We start from the raw sequence: 17,710 nt of genomic DNA on the forward strand, positions 1-17,710 counted from the left end.
AGCACAAGATGAAAGTATTTCTCGAAAAATTTATTGGGAGCGCCAAAAACGAAACTTCCGATAGATTAAAGGGCCATGATCAGATAAAACGCCAGGTGGCCGCGTTATACAGCCTGCTGGCAAACCTTTACGGCTCCGATAAGCTGGTTTTAAGGGCGGGCAAACTGGAAGCGCTGCAGTTTATGCGCTCCGAGCGGCTGGAGGAAAGAGTCCTCGCCCTCCAGAAACTTGTTTTCGAGGACCCTACTTACGACACACCGCCGGCCTACGAGGAAATCCCGGCCGTCCTGGAAGAAATCGAAGAGGAAATTGCCGATAATATCGCCAGGCGCACCGTGGAAGACAAGCTGGAGAAAAAGATAAGCGAAAAACTCCAGCAGCGGCACGAGGAATATATTAAAGAAATAAAAATGCAGGTAATCAAGGAAAACACCGGCGCGGAAAACGCCCAAACTTTAAAGAAGCTGGCCATACTTGAGAAGCTCGAGCAGCGCAAGCTGTCCACTTCGGCGATGGAGTTTTTGCGTCCGTCCACGTTCGAGGAAATAGTAGGCCAGGAGCGGGCGGTCAAGGCGCTCCTGGCAAAACTGGGTTCGCCCTACCCGCAGCATATGATCCTTTACGGGCCGCCCGGCGTGGGCAAGACCACCGCGGCCAGGCTGGCCCTGGAAGTGGCTAAAAACAACAAAAGCACGCCCTTTGCCGGCGAAGCCGCTTTTGTTGAGGTAAACGGGGCTACCCTGCGCTGGGACCCGCGAGAAGTGACAAACCCGCTCCTGGGGTCGGTGCACGACCCGATATACCAGGGTGCCAGGCGCGACCTGGCCGAGACCGGGGTGCCGGAACCAAAACTGGGCCTGGTCACCGATGCCCACGGGGGAGTCCTTTTCATAGATGAAATTGGTGAAATGGACACGTTACTGCACAGCAAACTGTTAAAAGTGCTGGAGGACAAAAGGGTGTTTTTTGACTCTTCGTATTACGACCCCCATGACCCCAACGTACCCCAGTACATTAAAAAGATTTTTGAGGAGGGGGCCCCGGCGGACTTTGTCCTCATCGGCGCTACGACGCGGGACCCGGAGGAGATTAACCCAGCTATCCGCTCCCGCTGCGCGGAGATATTTTTCGAGCCGCTCACACCGAAGGACATCAGGGAAATTTTGCAGCAGGCCGCGGGCAAGCTCGAGGTGGAGATGGACGAGGCGGTTCCCGAAATTATCAGCGAATATACCATAGAAGGACGCAAGGCCATCAACATCCTGGCCGACGCTTATGGCATGGCCTGTTACCGCAGTGACGCGCAGGGCTGCCGTCCCGCGATAAGGATGGAAGACGTCATGGAGGTGGCCCAGGTAAGCAGGTTGAGCCCCTATGTAACGCGCAAGGCCTCTTCCGAACGGGAAATCGGCAAGATATTCGGCCTGGGCGTGATGGGGTTTTTGGGATCGGTCCTGGAAATCGAAGCCGTGGCTTTCCCTGCCCGCAGCCAAGGCCAGGGCACTATCCGTTTTAACGACACGGCCGGCAGCATGGCCAAGGATTCGGTATTCAACGCCGCCTCGGTGATACGGAAGCTGACCGGCGAGGACCTGTCCAATTACGACCTGCACGTAAACGTGGTAGGCGGGGGCAGGATCGACGGGCCGTCGGCCGGAGTGGCGATTTTTCTGGCCATACTGAGCGCCATCCAGGGACGCCCGATAACTCAAAACGTGGCCGTGACGGGCGAGATCTCCATCCAGGGCAAAGCCCGGGCAGTAGGCGGCGTGTTCGAGAAAATTTACGGCGCCAGGCAGGCGGGAATTAAAACAGTGCTGGTGCCGGTGGAAAACGACAAGGACATACCGGTGGATATCAAGGGTATTCAGGTAATACCGGTCAGCTCGGTGGAAGAGATCATCGCGCACGTTTTTCCACCCGCGGAAGTTGACGCGCTAGTCAGTTGATAAAAGCAAAAGAAATTTTCACAGGCTAAATTAAATCTGCACTAAAATTTTAAATAAAATAGTTTATTGTTTTTTTAAATCCTGTTAATCTTTCTAATCTTGTAAATCTTGTGAGAATTATATATTCCTATGTTTTTATAATTTAAATTCACGTGAGAATTATTTTTCCCGAGGTATCATATGTTAGATCGTGTTCCCCCGCAAAACATAGACGCCGAGCAGTCGGTGCTGGGCGCCATCCTGCTGGACCGGGAGGCTATTTTCAGGGCCATGAAGCTGCTCCGGCCGGATGATTTTTACCGGGAAAGCCACAGGCTGATCTATGAGGCGATGCTTGAGCTGGACGAGAGCGGCAGCCCGGTGGACCCGGTCACTGTATGCGAGCACCTGAGGATTAAAGGGACGCTGGAAAAAGCCGGCGGAGTTTCCTATATCGCCACGCTGGCTGAAATGGTGCCCACTGCCGCCAACATCGGCTATTACTCCCGCATCGTCGAGGAAAAATCCCTGCTCCGGACACTGATCCAGCTGTCTACCCGGATCGCCGGCATGGGTTACGACGAGGGGGAGGAACCGGAAAAACTTATCGCCGAAGCGGAGCGGATGATAACTGAACTGGGCGGCAGAAGGGCTGCCACAGCTTTTTTCGCGATCAAGGAAATTCTGCTGGACACATTCTCCCACCTGGAGTTCCTATACAGCAACCAGGGAAAAGCCCTGGGCGTCCCCACTTCTTTCAGCGACCTGGACCGGATCTGCACCGGGCTGCAGCCAAGCGACTTTATTATCATGGCGGGCCGTCCCGGTATGGGCAAGACCGCCCTGGGCCTCTGCATCGGGTACAGCGCCGCCCTGAAACATAATATTCCGGTGGCGGTATTCAGCCTGGAAATGTCCAAGGAACAGCTTGTCCAGCGTATTCTGTGCGCCGAAGCCAAAGTTGACCAGCACCGCCTCCGCACGGGTGACCTGGAGGAAGAAGACTGGCGGAAGCTGCATGAAACAAAGGACAGGATCGCCAATATCCCGATATTCATCGACGATACTCCCGGCATCACCGTCCGCCAGGTGCGGGCTAAGGCCAGGCAGCTCCAGGCGGAAAAAGGGCTGGGCCTTATTGTTATCGACTATCTCCAATTGATGCAGGGGAGCAGGCGGGTCGAGAACCGCCAGCAGGAAATATCGGAAATATCCAGGTCCTTAAAAGGTCTGGCCAAGGAGCTTAACGTGCCGGTACTGGCCCTGGCCCAGTTAAGCCGCTCTGTTGAACAGCGTGACAAGAAGCGGCCGATCATGTCGGACCTGCGCGAGTCGGGTTCGCTGGAGCAGGACGCCGACCTGATTATGTTTATATATCGGGATGAATATTACAACAGGGATTCAGAAAAAAAAGGAATTGCCGAAATAATTATTGCCAAGCACCGCAACGGGCCCACCGGTTACGTCGAGCTGGGATTTTTAAAGGAGTACACAAAATTTGTCCCGCTCTTAAAAGATACTGATGAAAACAAGCCGTAATCCGATTATTTACATGAAAGACCACTTATTTGCTTAATTTCTTGACATTGGCAGCTTGGTTTGCTAAAATACTTTTGCTGCCTGGTATGGTTCCCTGACAGCTGCATCCGGGGCGGAAACTATGGCTCAAATAGCAACTAATGCAGGTTTGTTGTTTGGGTTATTTTTATGCCGGTAAAAAAGGATGCGCGGCTTAAGGCCGGGGGAGGAGTATTGTGAGCAAGCAGTATGATGTTGTTATTGTAGGATCGGGGCCGGCAGGAATATTTACCGCCCTTGAACTGGTGGGTTCCAGGACCGGTTTAAAAATACTCATCATTGAAAAGGGACGCGATATAAACAAGCGCGTCTGCGTGGCCCGGGAGCAGGGCGGCGGCTGTGTCAACTGTTCCCCCTGTTCCACCATCTGCGGGTGGGGCGGCGCCGGCGCCTTCAGCGACGGCAAGCTGACCCTTTCCACCGAAATCGGCGGCAGCCTCGAGCAGTATACCGGGGTTGACGGACTGACCGGCCTGATAGACTATATTGACCAGGTTTACGTTAAGTTTGGCGCGCCGGAGCAGATCTTCGGCCTGGAGCACGAGGAGGAAATTAATGAGATCCAGCGCCGGGCAATACTGTCCGAGTTAAAGCTGATCCCGGTGCGGATCAGGCACATGGGGACAGGGCGCTGCCAGGAAGTCCTGCAGAGGATGCAGGAATACCTGGTATCGCACGGCGTGGAGGTGCGGACTTCCTGCCAGGTGGAAGAGGTCCTGGTAAAGGAAAATACCGTCAGGGGCGTTGTAACCAGGGACGGCAAGGTAATAAACGCAAAGCATGTTGTGCTGGCCCCCGGCCGGGAAGGTTCGGAGTGGCTCAGCCGGGAAGCGGAGCGCCTGGGGCTTGATACCATGATCAACCCGGTGGACATAGGGGTGCGGGTGGAACTGCCCGCGGCTGTTATGGACCACCTGACCCGTATTTTTTATGAGGCAAAATTCATATACTACTCAAAGACCTTTAGTGACAGGGTCCGCACTTTTTGCATGAACCCCAACGGGGAAGTGGTGCTGGAAAACATGGACGGCCTGATCACGGTAAACGGCCACAGCCACGCGTACAATAAGACTGAAAACACTAATTTCGCGGTACTGGTCAGCAAAACTTTCACCGAGCCTTTTAAAGACCCGATCTCTTACGGCCGGTACATAGCCAGCCTGGCCAACCTGCTGGGCGGCGGCGTTATTGTCCAGAGCCTGGGAGACCTGGTTTCCGGCCACCGGTCGACCACGGAAAGGCTGGCCAAATGCATGACCATACCGACCCTGCGCGAGGCGACACCGGGTGATCTGAGCCTGGTCTTTCCTTACCGGCACCTGATGGGGATTGTTGAAATGCTTAAAGCGCTCAACGAGCTGGCGCCGGGGGTATACTCCAGGTACACCCTGCTGTACGGCGTGGAGGTAAAATTTTATTCGTCACGGCTTGTCCTTACCAAGTCCCTGGAAACCAGGGTGAAAAACCTGTTTGCGGCAGGGGACGGGGCGGGCGTGACCAGGGGACTGTCCCAGGCTTCCGCAGCCGGTGTGCTCGCCGCCAGGGAAATTGCAAATAGGATTTAGGAGGTTTCTTTTTAGATGTCTACAGTAGTTGTTATAGGCGCTCAGTGGGGGGACGAGGGAAAAGGCAAGGTAACCGATTTTCTGGCTGAAAAAGCAGACATGGTGGTCCGCTACATGGGTGGGAACAACGCCGGCCACACGGTTGTGGTTGAAGACCGCGAGTTTAAAATGCACCTGATCCCGTCGGGGATCCTCTACCCTGATAAAATGTGCATTATTGGGAGCGGCGTGGTGATCGACCCGGCAGTCCTGCTCAAAGAGCTGGAGTCACTGGAGAAGCAGGGCATCAGCACCGCGAACCTGAGGATCAGCCAGCGGGCCCACGTGATTTTCCCCTACCACCAGAAGTTGGACCAGGTGGAAGAAGAGCGCAAGGGAAACAACAAGATAGGCACCACCTGCCGCGGCATAGGCCCGGCCTATACCGATAAATCAGCGCGGGTGGGGATAAGGGTGATAGACCTCCTGGATGCGGAAGAGTTTCCGGCGCTGCTCGAGGCGAACATAAAAAGCAAGAACCAGATCCTGACCGAGGTTTACAACGGCAAGTCCCTGGACTACGGCGAAGTCCTCAATAATTTTAAGGGTTATGCCGAAGCCTTGAGAAAATACGTGTGCGACACTTCCATACTGGTCAATGACGCGGTGCAGCAGGGGCAAAACATTGTCTTTGAAGGCGCCCAGGGGACCCTGCTGGACCTGGACCACGGCACTTACCCCTATGTTACCTCCTCGCACCCGACTGCGGCCGCCGCTTGTCTCGGAGCGGGTATCGGGCCGACCAGGATCGGGCGCGTGATCGGTGTGGCCAAGGCCTATACCACCCGGGTGGGAGAAGGCCCGTTCCCCACGGAGCTGAATGACGATACCGGCGCTTTGATCAGAAAGCAGGGCGGAGAATACGGCACCACCACCGGGCGGCCCCGGCGCTGCGGCTGGTATGACGGGGTGGTTGGCCGCTACGCGGTAAGGATCAACGGCCTGGACTACCTGGCCATTACCAAGCTGGACGTTTTGAGCGGCCTGGAGACGGTAAGGATCTGCACCGGGTACAACTACCGGGGGGAAGTTATTAATGAGTTCCCGGCCAGCCTCAAGGTGTTGAACGAATGCGTGCCGGTTTACGAGGATTTCCCCGGCTGGAGCGAGGATATAACCAAAGCCAGGAAGCTTGAGGACCTGCCGGTCCAAGCCAGGCGTTACCTGGACCGGATCAGCGAGATCAGCGGCGCCCCCATAGCCCTGATCGGCGTGGGCAGCAGGCGGGCCCAGACCATACTGACGGCTGACCTGTACAATTAAAGCCCGCTGTAAAAACAGGTAAAAATTATTCGCCATTATGCGGCGAAACCTGTATATTAGTGGTTGACTCCGTATGCGGGTTATAGTAACATATCTAACTGTAGGGTCTTTTGGGCCATTAGCTCAGTCGGTAGAGCACCTGACTTTTAATCAGGGTGTCCCGCGTTCGAGTCGCGGATGGCTCACCAACCAGTTATAAAATACGGGCGGCAGGCTAGCCGCCCGTATTTGCTTCTAATTGTTGTACCCGGTACCTAAGATATTAAGTTATTGGCAGATCTCCGAAACTTGATTTTTAAAAACAAAGAAGCTATAATATTAAAGCCGGGCGGGTGTAGCTCAACGGTAGAGCATCAGCTTCCCAAGCTGAGGGTTGCGAGTTCGATCCTCGTCACCCGCTCCAGTAATTTCAGAGGTAGTAAGACAGTTTTATACAGTAAAGTATTTATTAAAACCCTGCTTGTTAATAAGCAGGGTTTTTTGCGTGTTAAGAAACCGCACATAACCGGCAGGATTATTGGACAATATGTGGAAATATGGCAAAAGGGACGTTTAATTTTAGTAAAATGTTGTTATGGTATTATAAATATCCTGTGATCGATGGCGCTCACAGTAGTCTGTGTTAAGGAACATCCAGTTTACTGCCTGCATGAGCCTTAACAACAACAATGAAAGGGAGCAGGGGAATGACCGCAGACGGCTATAATACAACATCAAACTTTATTCAGAACATTATTAACGAAGATTTTGAGACAAACAAGTACGGCCGGCAGGTCCATACCCGTTTCCCGCCCGAGCCGAACGGTTACCTCCATATCGGGCACGCCAAATCCATCTGCCTGAATTTCGGGATCGCCGCCAAAAACGACGGGCTGTGCAACCTGCGTTTTGACGACACCAACCCGACCAAAGAGGAAGTCGAATACGTTGAATCAATCAAGGCGGATGTCAAGTGGCTCGGCTTTGACTGGGGCGACAGGATGTACTATGCCTCGGACTACTTTGACCAGTTGCACGAATACGCAGTCCAGTTGATCAAGACGGGAAAGGCGTATGTTTGCGACCTGAGCGCTGAAGAAATCAGGAAATACCGAGGCACCCTGATCGAGCCGGGCAGGGAGAGCCCGTACAGAAACCGCCCGGTTGAAGAGAACCTGGACCTGTTCAGGCGGATGAGGGATGGCGAATTCGAGGAGGGATCCCGGGTCCTGCGGGCCAAGATCGATATGTCCTCGCCCAACCTGAACTTGCGTGACCCGGTCATCTACCGCATAATGAAGGCATCGCACCACCGGACGGGCGACAGGTGGCGCATCTACCCGATGTACGATTACGCGCACCCGATATCCGATTCCATCGAGGGCATTACCCATTCCATCTGCACCCTGGAATTTGAAGACCACCGGCCGCTTTACGACTGGATCCTGGAAGCGCTCGGCATATTTCACCCGCAGCAGATCGAGTTTGCCCGCTTAAACCTTACCTACACAGTTATGAGCAAGCGTAAGCTCCGCCAGCTGGTGGAAGAAGGATACGTCAGCGGGTGGGACGACCCGCGCATGCCCACCATATCGGGTTTGCGCCGGCGCGGCTACACTCCCGAGTCCATCCGCAGCTTTTGTGAGGAAATCGGGGTGGCCAAGGCCAACAGTATGGTTGATATCGCGATGCTCGAGCACAGCATCAGGGAGGACCTTAATTCCCGTGCCCCGCGAGTTATGGCCGTGCTGCGGCCGCTCAAGCTGGTCATCGACAATTATCCGGAAGAGCAGGTCGAAGAGCTGACAGCCGAGAACAACCCGGAGAACCCGGCAATGGGGTCGCGCATGGTACCCTTTACCAGGGAAGTCTACATTGAGCGCGAAGACTTTAACGAAAACCCGCCCAAGAAATTTTTCCGCCTTGCCCCCGGCAGCGAGGTGCGGCTGAAGCACGCGTATATTATAAAATGCGAGCGGGTTGTGAAGGATGAAAATACCGGCGAGATAACCGAGCTGCACTGCACTTACGACCCGGAAACGCGCAGTGGTTCCGGCAGCATGCGCAAGGTCAAAGGAACGCTGCACTGGGTCTCGGCGCAGCACGCCGTCCCGGTTGAAGTGCGCCTGTACAGCAGCCTGTTTACCAGGGAAAACCCTGACGAAGAGGACGATTTTAAAGCCTGTATCAACCCGGATTCCTGTGAGGTGCTGACCTCCTGCCTGGTTGAGCCCAGCCTGGCGCGGGCGATGGCGGGAAGCCGCTACCAGTTTTTAAGGCACGGCTATTTTTGTGTTGATCCAATCGATACAACTGCGAATGCCCCTGTGTTCAACCGCATAGTATCTTTAAAAGACACCTGGGCAAAAATCATGAAGGCCGAACAGACGAAGAAATAAAAGGGAAAAACATGAAAGCAAACTATTCCTCAGAGCTTTTTTGCGGGCACTGCGGCAGAAAGGGCCTGTCGAAAGTGCTTTCTGAGTACAGCGAGAGGGATATTGAAACTTTGTCCAGCCCCTGCGGCTACCTGGTAAAGCAAAGTAAAAGGCCCTGGGGTCTGGCATATATTTTATCGCGCTGCATGCATTGTGAAAATGTGACCCTGACCAAAATAGACTGGCACGATGATTTCAGTGCGGCAGAATATTCCTATACAATTTTATTTCCCACCGGCGATCAGTCAATAAAATAATTTGATAAAACACCCAGGCTTCATAAGATAATTTTATAAAAAAGCAAAACTTATACATTATTAACTGCTCAAAAAACAAGACCCTGCCGTATCAGACAGGGTCTCGATAATTTAAGCAGTTTAAAAAAGGGAATAACATACCAGCAGAACGAAGAATGAACCTTTTCGGTATCACTCAGATAGGCCAATACGGCTATTGATGGGATATCCTTTGCTGGTAGCCGAAGATCTCTTCGTAGGTGGACCTGTTTCTAACCATTATTTTCCGGGTTTCCATGCTGTTCAGCTCGGTAATTTTTTCTATTTTCCAGCTTCCCCCGTTCGAAAACCCGGAGACGATATAACTATAATAAAATTTTATGCTGTCAAATAATTTGAAAAAACTCACGCTATAACCCCCTGTAATATTCTAACATTAATTAAATTATTGAACAATATATATTGTAGAAATTTATCGTTTTTTGCACTATGTGTTGTGGAAAACTGCCTGCATGGGGAATTATGTGGTCAGGGATAAACTCTGCCGGATAAAGACAAATGCCCGCGCAGGCCGGGTTTTTAGCCTGTAGTTTTTGTTTTATAAGGGGGCTTTTTGCGTTTTCAGCCGGTTGCGCCGCTATCTCTGATCATTTATAATGACTAGTGAAGCGAGGTGGTAAACTTTGGGCAAGCATATAAAGACAATAAACAGCGTTAACCTGGCAGCTACTGTCAAGGATCGCGGCTGTGGGGAATGCCAGTCCTCCTGCCAGTCAGCCTGCAAGACCTCCTGCACGGTTGGCAACCAAGTCTGTGCAAAAGAAAACAAGTAAAAAAGAGCCTTGTCCTTCAAAGGGACGAGGTGCTTTTTTGAGGAGGACAAATTATTTGCTTCACAAGTTCGAGTTTGACGGGAGCAGAGTTGTTCTGGATGTCCACAGCGGAACTGTCCATGTGGTGGACGAGCTGGTCTGGGACCTTTTGGAAGACTACCGTCAGATACCCGGCGAAAGCCTTGTTAAGAAATACTGTCAAAAATACGATATTAAAGATATAGAAGAAGCCCTCGCTGAAATCAAAGGCCTGGAGAAAAAAGGGCAGCTTTTCAGCGGGGACCCCTGCCGGGATCTGTACAGCCCTCCCGTTGGGTTTGAGGTCAAGTCACTGTGCCTGCACCTGGCCCACTCCTGCAACCTGCGATGCCGGTACTGCTTTGCCGGGCAGGGGCGCTTTGGCGGAGATGACGAGCTGATGCCTGCTGACACAGGCAAAAGGGCCCTTGATTTTTTAATCGCCCGCTCGGGTTCCCGCAGGCGCCTCGAGGTTGATTTTTTCGGCGGAGAGCCTCTCTTAAATCTTTCTGTTTTGCAGGAACTGGTTGATTATGGCCGGGAGCGGGGACATAAGTCCGGCAAAGATTTCAAATTCACCCTTACCACAAACGCGGTCCTTCTGGATGAAAAGGTTACGCAATACCTCAACGAGCAAAATATCAGCGTTGTGCTCAGCCTGGACGGCCGGCGCGAGGTGCATGACGCCATGCGTCCCAAACCGGGAGGGGCCGGTTCTTACGATATTGTGATGGACAGGATAAAAAGTTTTGTAAACTCCAGGGGCGGTGAAAATTATATTATCCGCGGGACCTATACCCGTCGCAATACTGATTTTTGCGCTGACGTGCTGCACATCGCGGACATGGGGTTTGAACACCTTTCGGTGGAGCCGGTGGTGGCGCCGGAGGAGGCTGAGTATTCAATTCGCGGGGAGGACCTGCCCTGCTTGTTCTCACAGTATGAAGCTTTAACGCGGGAGTTGCTGCGGCGCAGGCGGAATGGCAACCCCTTTGATTTTTTTCACTTTAATATCGACCTTGACGGGGGGCCGTGCCTGCCGAAGCGCCTGACCGGCTGCGGCGCCGGCCACGAGTATATGGCCGTGGCTCCAAACGGGGACATTTATCCCTGCCACCAGTTTGTCGGCAGGGAAGGGTTTTTGCTTGGAAATGTATATGAACAAAAAATAAATGGCGCTTTGGTTTCTCAATTCAGGACAGCCCATGTATACAACAAAGAAACATGTGCCGGCTGCTGGGCCAGGTTTTACTGCAGCGGCGGATGCCACGCCAATGCCGAAATGTCAAACGGCACTATCTTAGAGCCATACAGCCTGGGGTGCGAGCTGGCTAAAAAAAGACTGGAATGCGCTATTTATTTAAAAGTAATGGAGGCCGGCGCATAAAGGGAAAGGCAAGGAAAAAACCGGCCTGGCTGGCTCTGCCCGCCATTCCGTAAATAATCTGGCATATGAACCAAATATTCACCGCTATTCCGGGTTTAGCATGATTTTCGCCCGTTTCCTATGACAGCAGTAAGTTTACCGGTTATTTACCGCTATGTTATAATATACCCGCGTTTTTTTCGTTGCCTTAGATTGCTAAATTTGTAAACCAACCAATGATAATAAAAAATTTGTGAAAGGAGCTGAAGCGTTTGCCGCTTAAGCAAGGAGGACTGCGGCGCCTTCCGGTGTTGGGAAATTTGAGCTTTGTGTTAGCTTATCTCGGTATAGCTCAACAATGGTTTATGAAACAAACCATACCGCGCCGGATTGTAATTGGAGTTGCACTCTATCTGACAGTTGCGCTGTCGCTTTACGCCGCTTTTGCTGGAAACGCATGCGCGGTTAAAGCGAATGGAACAGTGATAGCCATTGCCGCTGATCAAACTACAGCTAAAAAAGCCCTGGCCGAACTGGTAGAATATAAAACCGGAGAGGCAGGCAGGACCGTAAGTTATATTGAGAAGGTTTCGTTCGTAGGTATAAGGGTCAAGGATAAAGCTGAAGATATTTTGGATTTTGAGGAGCTTAAGGCACAGATGAGCAGTGCTCTGACATTCAAGACGCAGGGCGCGGCCATCCTGGTTAACGGGGAAGAGAAAGTCCTGCTGAAAGACAGGCAGGAGGCTGAAACCCTGTTGGGCTGGCTGAAATCGGTTTACCCCGTTGAACCTTCCGATCAGTTGGGATTCAAAGAGAATATTGAAATAGCCGACGTTTTTGCAGACATTGGCGAGGCCATGGATTTTGAAACGGCTAAAAAAATGGTTTTACTGGGTACAAACAAAATAGTGCAGTACACGGTCAAGGACGGTGATACCCTCTGGGATATATCACGGGCCGTCCATATCGACCAGGACCAGATCGTATTTACCAACCCGGGCTTGAACCCGGAAGATTTAAGCATCGACCAGGTGCTTTACCTGAGCCAGGAGGCGCCTTTAATCACGGTCGTAGCGACCAGGGAAGTTACTGTAGACGAGAAAATTGCATATTCCGTAAATGTTAAATACGATGACGGGCTCCTGCTGGGAGAGAAAGTTATTATCAGCGAGGGTATACCCGGGGAAAGGACCGTCACATACAGGATTACGCGTGAGAACGGCCTGGAAACAGGCAGAGAGGTCCTCAATCAAGTAGTTAGAAGCGAACCCAAGACAGAAGAGGTTGTTAAGGGAGCAATAACCATGGTGGCCTCCAGGGGCAGTTCGGTAAGGCTGGCCTGGCCCTGTGACGGCGGTGTGGTGTCTTCCTTTGGTATGCGCTGGGGCCGGATGCACGAAGGCATAGATCTGGACGCCAGCTATGGAAGCGATGTGGTGGCTGTGGCCGGCGGCACCGTGGTTGACGCGGGATGGGACGGGGGATACGGCATGAAAGTCGAAATATCCCACGGAGGCGGCCTGGTGACCAGGTACGCTCACCTATCCAAAATATATGCGGATCTGGGAGATTCAGTTGACCGGGGTGAAACCATCGGCCTGGTCGGCTCCACGGGTAACTCTACCGGCCCTCACCTGCACTTGGAGACCATCGTGGGGGGCGAGCCGCAGGACCCGCTGGACTTCCTGCCGTAACAGGGGTCAGAAATCGGAAGTCGGATGACAAGGATGTCAGACGACAGGAAAAAGAAAAAGATTAAAGTTTTAAAGATTAATGCCGCCCGGGGTTTTAGGACCCGGGCGGATGTTTTACCGGATAATGTTACTTGAGAGAGTAATACGACAGCAAATGCTTTACATTTAATAGGGGTTGTAAACGGTCCCGACAGTGCTATAATACATTTGAGGTGGTGCGAAAATGTTTTTTGGAAGGTCAAGAAACAAGTTAAGGAGAGCCATTTTTATAACGATAACCGCTTTAATCGCTATCGGCCTGGTTATCCCGCTGGCGAGCCTGTTTCAGGACCAGCCGTCGGGCGGAGGGGCGCAGAATTCCGGGACAGCCCAAAAAACACCGCAGGAGAGGCTTGCCGAGCTTGAAGCCGAAGCCGTAAAAAGCCCCGGAAACACAGCGGTTTTGATGGAACTGGCTGAGGCTTATATTTACACCAGCAAACCGGACCAGGCTGTTAAGACCTATGAGCAGGTACTGGCGGCTGACCCCGGTTATTCCGAGGCCCGCTATATGATAGCCTATGTTTATTACATGAGCGGTAAATTCGACCAGGCGGAAACGAACCTGAAAGAACTGGCACAAAAGGATCCCAATTTTAGAGACACCCATCTTCTCTACGGTTATGTGCTGGGAGCCGGCAAAAAGGATTATGCGGGTGGCATCCAGGAGCTTGAAAAGTTCATAGCCCTGGCCAGGGAAGGATCGGATGTTGAAAAGGCCAAGCTGACTATTAATGAATGGAAAACAGCACAGGCCAAAAATTAAATGAATCATGTGCCGCGGGGAATTTGAAAGAAAATAACCCCGCGGTTATTTTTTGCATATATTTCCGCTAGGAAGGCCTATTCGCCAGTCTTATAATAATACTGGTCAACGAATCAGTTAGGAGGCTGGCTATGAAACCTGTGACAACTCAAAACACATGGTCGTGTGAATCACACCCTGCCGGCCGCGGCGGCGCTTTGATCAAGGCAGTAAAAATTTTAGCGGCCGCTTTTGTTTTGATGAGCGCTTTCCTGTGGAAGATTCCTGCGGCAGCAAAATCTTACAGCTACTGGACAGTCAGAGAAATTTTCAAAGCCTATACCGTTGCCGGCACCTGGAACATGGAAAAATTGACATCGGAACACTTTTATGTTAAATTCAGGCCTGAAGATCGTGACGGCGCAGCACTGGCCCTGGAAACGGCGGAATATTTTTACCGCCCGGTGACGGAAGATTTCGGCTATGTCCCGCGCGTCCGGGTCCCTATAATTCTATACTCCTCCAAGGCAGAGCTGAACAGGAGTTTTGGCTGGGAAGCTAAAGAAAGCGCTATAGGAGTTTACTATGCCGGGGCTATAAGGGTGCTGTCTCCGCACTCCTGGATTTATGAGGACGGTCCGGGCAGCGTAAAAGAAACATTTGTATCTTCCGGGCCGATGGCCCATGAGTTTACACACCTCATGGTCGACTACCTGACCGGCGGTAATTATCCACGCTGGTTTACCGAGGGAATGGCCCAGTACGAGGAATACAAGCTGACCGGCTTCGAATTCAGCGAACCCGAGGGCGCTTCTAACAACGGTTTTTATTCCATGAAAGACATAGCGGAAAATTTTGACGACCTGCCCAGCCAGTCCCTGGCATATAGGGAAGCGTTTGCCGCCGTAAGGTATATCGCCGGCGTGTATGGCGAAGATACCCTGTATGACTTGATTAAGTCACTGGGTGACGGGATGGAATTTGAAGATGCGATGCAAAAACATTTAAAACTGGATTATGACGGGCTTGAAAAATGCCGGCGGGAATGGGCTTTAAGCAATTATTAAGCTCTGGCGGCCGGCCATCGGGCAGGTCCATTGTGCGTACTTATTCCAGCAGGCGGCAGGAATAAATGCTTTCGGGACGAATAATTTAAAACGAGAATAGTTTACCGGGATTATAGCCAGGAGGAATATATGGGCAGAATTTTAATCAAGGGAGGGATCCCCCTCCGCGGCAGAGTGAAAATTTCCGGCGCCAAAAACGCGTCTCTCGCGCTTTTATGCGCTGCCATTCTCGCCAGGAATGAAATAGTACTGGAAAATGTTCCCGATATCAGCGATGTACGCGTAATGATAGAAATAATAAACAGCCTTGGCGCCAGCGCCGCCTGGGAAAACCCCGAGACCCTGAGGATCGTTCCCCCTAAAAAGTTGAACGCGGGAGCGCCTTTTCACCTGGTAAAAAAACTAAGGGCTTCCAACCTCCTGCTGGGGCCTATGCTGGCAAGGTTTGGACAGGCTACGGTAGCGCTTCCCGGCGGCTGCAATATCGGGGTCAGGCCGATGGACCTTCATTTTAAGGGCCTGACCGGGCTGGGGGCCGACCTCTCCCTGGAGCACGGCTGTGTGTGCGGCAGCACGCCTGACCGGCTCGTTGGGGCCAGAGTATACCTGGATTTCCCCAGTGTCGGGGCGACCGAAAATATTATGATGGCAGCCTGCCTGGCTAAGGGCCAGACATTGATAGAGAACGCGGCCAAGGAGCCGGAAATCGTTGACCTGGCCAATTTCCTCAACGCCATGGGAGCCAAGGTGCGGGGAGCCGGCACGGATGTTATAAAAATTGATGGCGTCAAATATCTTGAAGGCGGAGTCCGTTTCCCGGTCATACCGGACCGGATCGAAGCGGGAACTTTTATGGTTGTGGCGGCGGCCACAGGGGGTGACATAACCCTCGATAACATGATCCCGGCCCATGTCCAGCCTCTAAGCGCGAAATTGCGCGAGGCCAACGCGGATATAATTGAGGGTGAGGATACCCTGAGGGTATGCGTTAACGGACCCCTGAAGTCCATAGATATTAAGACAATGCCTTACCCCGGGTTCCCTACCGATATGCAGTCGCAGCTGATGGCCATGCTTTCGGTGATACCGGGGACAAGCGTGCTGGTGGAAAATATCTTTGAAAACCGTTTCATGGTGGCCGACGAGCTGAAAAGAATGGGCGCCAGGATTAAAGTTGAAGGACGGATGGCGGTAATCGAGGGGGTGGATTCCCTGGAAGGCGCCCAGGTAAAGGCGACCGATCTGCGGGCCGGCGCGGCCCTGATAGTGGCCGGGCTGATCGCATCCGGTGAGACCGAGATATGCAATGCTGCGTTTATTGACCGGGGCTACCACAACCTGGAGGAAAAGCTCAAGTCTTTAGGAGCAATTATCAACAGAAAGTAAAGCGTGGCGACACGCTTTTATTTTTTAAGGAGAGAACACTTTTTTTGAGGTGCCCGGAATCATAGAACAACCCATCTTAAATTTGAATGGTTATTAGAAGGAGGAAAATATGAAATTAGGAGCATTCTCAATAAGTCTGAATGTTAAAGACATTCAGGCCTCAAAGACATTTTATGAAAACCTTGGTTTTCAAGTTTTTGGCGGCGACATATCACAGAATTGGCTTATTTTAAAAAATGGCAGCTGCACTATTGGACTATTTCAAGGAATGTTTGATAAGAACATGTTAACTTTCAATCCAGGCTGGGATGAAAACACCAATAAACTTGATTCATTTACTGACATACGAGATTTGCAGCGGGAGCTTAAAACAAAATTTGTAGAAATACAGACTGAAGCAGATGAGGAGACATCAGGCCCGGCATTTTTCATTGTAGTCGACCCGGATGGCAATCCCATCCTTTTTGATCAACATGTATAGTATTTTCACAAGTTTTTAGATGGAGGGTTACATGTATCACATTTCCATCCTGGCGGTGGGCCGGCTTAAGGAAAAGTACCTGGCCGAAGGCGCCGCCGAGTACCTGAAGCGGCTGACACCTTACGCCAGGGTTGAAATTGAGGAGGTAAGCGACGAAAACTGCCCGGACAACCTTTCACCGGCAGAGTGCGAGAAGGTAAAGGAGAAAGAGGGTGAGCGCCTCCTCAAGCGTCTTCGCCGCGACACTTACCTGATAGCCCTTGACCTGCGGGGCAGGATGTGTTCCTCCGAGGAAATGGCCCGTGTTTTGGAAAAACTGGCCCTGGAAGGGAAGGGTGACATCACGTTTGTTATCGGCGGCTCTCTCGGCCTGTCGAAAGCAGTGCTGGAAAGGGCGGGCCTGCGGCTCTCTTTTTCCAATCTGACCTTCCCCCACCAGCTGATGCGGGTTATTTTACTGGAACAAATATTCCGCTGGTTCAAGATCGCCAGGGGTGAACCGTATCATAAATAGTTTGTAAACAATATTATTGGGTGAGTCGCTCCACAAGTAACCATAGTTTCCAAAATATGAAATAAAAATTTATATTGTTTTATTATTGATTTTTGCCATATGCTGTGGTACTATGATGTTAAGCACCATCCTTACAGAGACAATGGTTTAGTTTGTTGGTAAGTCTGAATGAATTTCGGGTTTATTACAAGGTTCGACCAGTCCAATGGATAGTGTTTTTTGTTTCAAATCTTGGTGATTTGTGGTATTGAGGAAAAACTCGGTTTGAGGAAGTTTGGAGGGTTACGGTAATCCATCTCGGTGTTTCAGTTGGTAAAGTCAGTATGATCCAGTCAGTATTGGTATTACCCTGGGAACAGGCATTTCTGTAGGGATGGTAGCTTTTAGAGAGAAGGCTTGAAGCCTTCTCTCTTTTTATTGTTTAGGAAAGTATACTTTGATTGTGATGGCAAGATTGTCCATATTATGCTAACATTAGAATATGAGGCATTCATCTAACAAGATCAAGGAAATACTAAAGCTGAAGTGGCCCGAGTAT

Annotated in this window: 15 protein-coding genes and 2 tRNA genes; 16 read left to right on the top strand and 1 reads right to left on the bottom strand. The window is 51.5% G+C overall.

The genetic code is table 11. From position 1 onward, the window contains the following. Positions 1–8: 8 nt before the first annotated feature. The 8 genes from lonC to ACOBQJ_RS12480 all read left to right on the top strand — a co-directional run bounded on the left by lonC (position 9) and on the right by ACOBQJ_RS12480 (position 9,047). On the top strand, positions 9–1,949 hold the full coding sequence (gene lonC, locus ACOBQJ_RS12445) for a Lon family ATP-dependent protease (protein ID WP_421072086.1): 1,941 nt from the start codon (positions 9–11) through the stop codon (positions 1,947–1,949). Between the two features lie 180 nt (positions 1,950–2,129). Then, positions 2,130–3,467, top strand: coding sequence for a replicative DNA helicase (gene dnaB / locus ACOBQJ_RS12450; RefSeq protein WP_421072087.1), 1,338 nt, complete (start codon positions 2,130–2,132; stop codon positions 3,465–3,467). 215 nt (positions 3,468–3,682) lie between these two features. Continuing rightward, positions 3,683–5,071, top strand: a complete 1,389-nt coding sequence (locus ACOBQJ_RS12455) for an NAD(P)/FAD-dependent oxidoreductase (protein ID WP_421072088.1) — start codon at positions 3,683–3,685, stop codon at positions 5,069–5,071. Positions 5,072–5,086: 15 nt separating this feature from the next. Beyond that, positions 5,087–6,373 (top strand): adenylosuccinate synthase, encoded by a 1,287-nt coding sequence (locus ACOBQJ_RS12460; protein WP_421072089.1) that lies wholly within the window; start codon positions 5,087–5,089, stop codon positions 6,371–6,373. A gap of 112 nt (positions 6,374–6,485) precedes the next feature. Beyond that, positions 6,486–6,561: transfer RNA gene (locus ACOBQJ_RS12465), tRNA-Lys, on the top strand. Positions 6,562–6,701: 140 nt separating this feature from the next. Continuing rightward, a tRNA-Gly gene (locus tag ACOBQJ_RS12470) sits at positions 6,702–6,776 on the top strand. A 283-nt stretch (positions 6,777–7,059) separates the two neighbouring features. Continuing rightward, positions 7,060–8,751 (top strand): glutamine--tRNA ligase/YqeY domain fusion protein, encoded by a 1,692-nt coding sequence (locus ACOBQJ_RS12475; RefSeq protein ID WP_421072090.1) that lies wholly within the window; start codon positions 7,060–7,062, stop codon positions 8,749–8,751. An 11-nt stretch (positions 8,752–8,762) separates the two neighbouring features. Then, complete coding sequence (locus ACOBQJ_RS12480; RefSeq protein WP_421072091.1) at positions 8,763–9,047, top strand: hypothetical protein; 285 nt, start codon at positions 8,763–8,765, stop codon at positions 9,045–9,047. A 193-nt stretch (positions 9,048–9,240) separates the two neighbouring features. Here the strand turns inward: ACOBQJ_RS12480 and ACOBQJ_RS12485 are convergent, their stop codons facing one another. Further along, a complete protein-coding gene (locus ACOBQJ_RS12485; RefSeq protein ID WP_421072092.1) occupies positions 9,241–9,435 on the bottom strand; it encodes a hypothetical protein in 195 nt (64 codons plus the stop codon). Positions 9,436–9,709: 274 nt separating this feature from the next. On the opposite strand from ACOBQJ_RS12485, the gene scfA reads away from it, so the two are divergent. The 8 genes from scfA (at position 9,710) to rlmH (ending at position 17,172) form a co-directional block, all read left to right on the top strand. Then, positions 9,710–9,859, top strand: coding sequence for a six-cysteine ranthipeptide SCIFF (gene scfA / locus ACOBQJ_RS12490; RefSeq protein ID WP_421072093.1), 150 nt, complete (start codon positions 9,710–9,712; stop codon positions 9,857–9,859). 55 nt (positions 9,860–9,914) lie between these two features. Next, on the top strand, positions 9,915–11,264 hold the full coding sequence (scfB, locus tag ACOBQJ_RS12495) for a thioether cross-link-forming SCIFF peptide maturase (RefSeq protein ID WP_421072094.1): 1,350 nt from the start codon (positions 9,915–9,917) through the stop codon (positions 11,262–11,264). Between the two features lie 344 nt (positions 11,265–11,608). Continuing rightward, the gene (locus tag ACOBQJ_RS12500; protein ID WP_421072095.1) at positions 11,609–12,940 is read left to right on the top strand and encodes a LysM peptidoglycan-binding domain-containing M23 family metallopeptidase; all 1,332 of its coding nucleotides are present in this window, start codon (positions 11,609–11,611) and stop codon (positions 12,938–12,940) included. Between the two features lie 223 nt (positions 12,941–13,163). Then, positions 13,164–13,745 carry a tetratricopeptide repeat protein gene (locus ACOBQJ_RS12505; protein ID WP_421072096.1) on the top strand — a complete coding sequence of 194 codons (582 nt, stop codon included), beginning with the start codon at positions 13,164–13,166 and terminating at the stop codon, positions 13,743–13,745. A 131-nt stretch (positions 13,746–13,876) separates the two neighbouring features. Then, positions 13,877–14,791: a peptidase MA family metallohydrolase gene (locus ACOBQJ_RS12510; RefSeq protein WP_421072097.1), complete on the top strand. Its 915-nt coding sequence runs from the start codon at positions 13,877–13,879 to the stop codon at positions 14,789–14,791. A gap of 129 nt (positions 14,792–14,920) precedes the next feature. Next, positions 14,921–16,177, top strand: coding sequence for a UDP-N-acetylglucosamine 1-carboxyvinyltransferase (gene murA, locus ACOBQJ_RS12515; protein ID WP_421072098.1), 1,257 nt, complete (start codon positions 14,921–14,923; stop codon positions 16,175–16,177). A 109-nt stretch (positions 16,178–16,286) separates the two neighbouring features. Then, positions 16,287–16,658: a VOC family protein gene (locus ACOBQJ_RS12520; RefSeq protein WP_421072099.1), complete on the top strand. Its 372-nt coding sequence runs from the start codon at positions 16,287–16,289 to the stop codon at positions 16,656–16,658. A 31-nt stretch (positions 16,659–16,689) separates the two neighbouring features. After that, positions 16,690–17,172, top strand: coding sequence for a 23S rRNA (pseudouridine(1915)-N(3))-methyltransferase RlmH (rlmH, locus tag ACOBQJ_RS12525; protein ID WP_421072100.1), 483 nt, complete (start codon positions 16,690–16,692; stop codon positions 17,170–17,172). Positions 17,173–17,710 lie beyond the last annotated feature (538 nt).

The organism is Pelotomaculum propionicicum (genome assembly GCF_048984525.1).
GTDB classification, from domain to species: Bacteria; Bacillota; Desulfotomaculia; order Desulfotomaculales; family Pelotomaculaceae; genus Syntrophopropionicum; species Syntrophopropionicum propionicicum_A.

Excerpts from the sequence above, each read along its gene's own strand:
- lonC (WP_421072086.1), top strand. The coding sequence starts at position 9 with ATGAAAGTATTTCTCGAAAAATTTATTGGGAGCGCCAAAAACGAAACT.
- dnaB (WP_421072087.1), top strand. The coding sequence starts at position 2,130 with ATGTTAGATCGTGTTCCCCCGCAAAACATAGACGCCGAGCAGTCGGTG.
- ACOBQJ_RS12460 (WP_421072089.1), top strand. The coding sequence starts at position 5,087 with ATGTCTACAGTAGTTGTTATAGGCGCTCAGTGGGGGGACGAGGGAAAA.
- ACOBQJ_RS12475 (WP_421072090.1), top strand. The coding sequence starts at position 7,060 with ATGACCGCAGACGGCTATAATACAACATCAAACTTTATTCAGAACATT.
- ACOBQJ_RS12480 (WP_421072091.1), top strand. The coding sequence starts at position 8,763 with ATGAAAGCAAACTATTCCTCAGAGCTTTTTTGCGGGCACTGCGGCAGA.
- ACOBQJ_RS12500 (WP_421072095.1), top strand. The coding sequence starts at position 11,609 with ATGAAACAAACCATACCGCGCCGGATTGTAATTGGAGTTGCACTCTAT.
- ACOBQJ_RS12505 (WP_421072096.1), top strand. The coding sequence starts at position 13,164 with ATGTTTTTTGGAAGGTCAAGAAACAAGTTAAGGAGAGCCATTTTTATA.
- ACOBQJ_RS12510 (WP_421072097.1), top strand. The coding sequence starts at position 13,877 with ATGAAACCTGTGACAACTCAAAACACATGGTCGTGTGAATCACACCCT.
- murA (WP_421072098.1), top strand. The coding sequence starts at position 14,921 with ATGGGCAGAATTTTAATCAAGGGAGGGATCCCCCTCCGCGGCAGAGTG.
- ACOBQJ_RS12520 (WP_421072099.1), top strand. The coding sequence starts at position 16,287 with ATGAAATTAGGAGCATTCTCAATAAGTCTGAATGTTAAAGACATTCAG.
- rlmH (WP_421072100.1), top strand. The coding sequence starts at position 16,690 with ATGTATCACATTTCCATCCTGGCGGTGGGCCGGCTTAAGGAAAAGTAC.